Here is a 2,349-nt window from a genome sequence, read left to right as displayed (position 1 = left end):
GGCTTAAGCCCCCGCCCCGCCCCTCTCCCGAGCCAGGCGCTCGTAGTACCGCAGCAGTTCCACATCATCCACCGAGCCCGGGTTGACCGCCTTGTCCAGGGACGTGCCCTGGAGGAGGCGCTTGACCGGGACCTCGATGCGTTTGCCGGTGAGGGTGTGGGGGACGCCGGGGACCTGGATGATTTCGTCGGGGACGTGGCGGGGGGAGAGCTGGGTGCGGATGGTGGTTTTGATGCGGGTCAGGAGTTCTTCGTTCAGGGTGGCGCCGGGGGCCAGGTGGACGAAGAGGGGCATCCAGTAGCCGCCGTCGGGTTGTTCGACGCCGATGACGAGGGATTCGCGGATCTCGGGGAGGCGTTCGACCGCCTCGTAGATGTCGGCGGAGCCCATCCGGACGCCCTGGCGGTTGAGGGTGGAGTCGGAGCGGCCGTGGATAATCACGGTGCCGCGGGAGGTCAGCGTGATCCAGTCGCCGTGGCGCCAGGCGCCGGGGAACATCTCGAAGTAGCTGTCGCGGTAGCGGATGCCGTCGGGGTCGTTCCAGAAGCGGACCGGCATCGACGGCATGGGGCGGGCCACGATCAGCTCGCCGACCTCGTCGACCACCGGTTCGCCCCGCGGGTCCCACGCCTGGAGGTCGGTGCCGAGGCCGGGGGCCTGGAGCTCGCCGATGTAGACGGGGAGGGTGGGCACGGCGCCCGCGAAGCAGCTGCACACGTCGGTGCCACCGCTGACGGAGGCGATCCACATGTCCTCGGCCACCTCGTCGTGGATCCACCGGAAGCCGTCGGGCGGCAGGGGGGAGCCGGTGGTGGCGACGCATTTGACGGTGGAGAGGTCGAAGTCGCGGCCCGGGTGGACGTCGGCCTTGCGGCAGGCCATGACGTACGCGGCGGAGGTGCCGTAGAGCGTGGTGCCGGTGCGTTCGGCGACGCGCCACTGGGCGGCGGTGTCCGGGTAGCCGGGACTGCCGTCGTAGAGGACGACGGTGGCGCCGACCAGTAGCCCGGACACCAGGAAGTTCCACATCATCCAGCCGGTGGAGGTGTACCAGAAGAAGCGGTCGTCGGGGCCGAGGTCGCAGTGGAGGCCGAGCTGCTTGAGGTGTTCGAGCAGGATGCCGCCCTGGGACTGGACGATCGCCTTGGGCAGGCCGGTGGTGCCGGAGGAGTAGAGCACCCACAGGGGGTGGTCGAAGGGGAGCTGTTCGAAGACCGGTTCCGCCGGTTCGCGGACGATGTCGTCCCACACCAGCGTGGATTCGGGGACGGGCGTGCCCAGCAGCGGGATGTGGACCACGGCGCGCAGGCTGGGCAGCTCGGCGCGCAGCTCGGTCACGGTGGCGGTGCGGTCATGGGTCTTTCCGCCGTAGCGGTAGCCGTCGACGGTGAAGAGCACCACCGGTTCGACCTGCTGGAAGCGGTCCAGGACGCTGCGGGCGCCGAAGTCGGGGGCGCAGGAGGTCCATACGGCGCCGACGGCGGCAGCGGCCAAGAGGGCCACGGTGGCCTGGGGGATGTTGGGGACGTAGCCGCTGACCCGGTCGCCCGGGCGGACGCCGAGGCGGCGCAGCTCGGCGGCGACCGCGCCGACCTGGCCGCGCAGCTCGGCCCAGCTGACCGGGCGCGGGGCGTGGACCTCGTCGACGTGCAGCAGCGCCGGGTCGTCGGCGCGGGCGGGGTCCTCTGCGGCGCGCAGGGCGTGCTCGGCGTAGTTGAGGGTGGCGCCGGGGAACCAGCGGGCGCCGGGCATGGTGGCGTCGGCGAGCACCCGCTCGTACGGGGTGGCGAAGCGCACCTCGAACCATTCGGCGACCGCCCGCCAGAAGGTCTCCAGCTCCGCCACCGACCAGCGGTGCAACGCGGCGTAGCCCGCGGTCGGGTCGTCCGGGACGGGCGCGGGCGCGCCGTGACGCTCGGCCGCCCAGGCGTGGAAGGTGGTCAGCCGGGACCGGGCGATCCGGTCCGCGCCGGGCTGCCACAGGGGGTGCGGCCGGTGGTCGGAGTGGGCTGCGGTGGTCATGGGTGTCGGCTCCCGGGCTGTCCGCGTCGGATGTGTCCGTGAGTGGCACATCCGCCTCGTATGCGTCCGGTCAGGACGATGCCACGTGATCGACTCCCGCACCAGGGGCGCCACTCCACATCACAGGGCGGGATCATGTGCGAGGACCACAGGTGAACGGCAGTTGAACCATGTACCTGCCGGGCGTCGGCAATGGCAGGCTGATCAGTATGGATGCGCGTGACCTGGTGCGGTCGGAGAAGCTGGTGCGGTCGGTGAGGGTGCTCTGCACGGCGCAGGGGCTGCGGTCACTGCGCTCGGCGTGGCGGCGTCGGCGTTCCGACGCGG

The 2,349-nt window shown here is 71.5% G+C and carries 1 protein-coding gene; it reads right to left on the bottom strand.

Annotation, left to right across the window (positions count from 1 at the left end):
- Window positions 1–3: 3 nt before the first annotated feature.
- Entirely contained in the window at window positions 4–2,022 is a 2,019-nt protein-coding gene (locus tag GWI24_RS43445) for an acetoacetate--CoA ligase (protein ID WP_210951523.1), read from the bottom strand.
- Window positions 2,023–2,349: the final 327 nt, after the last annotated feature.

Source organism: Streptomyces sp. MK37H (assembly GCF_018035285.1).
GTDB classification, from domain to species: Bacteria; Actinomycetota; Actinomycetes; order Streptomycetales; family Streptomycetaceae; genus Streptomyces; species Streptomyces endocoffeicus.
Note: the sequence above shows the minus strand (reverse complement) of the source record. Positions and strands in the feature narration are given on the sequence as shown.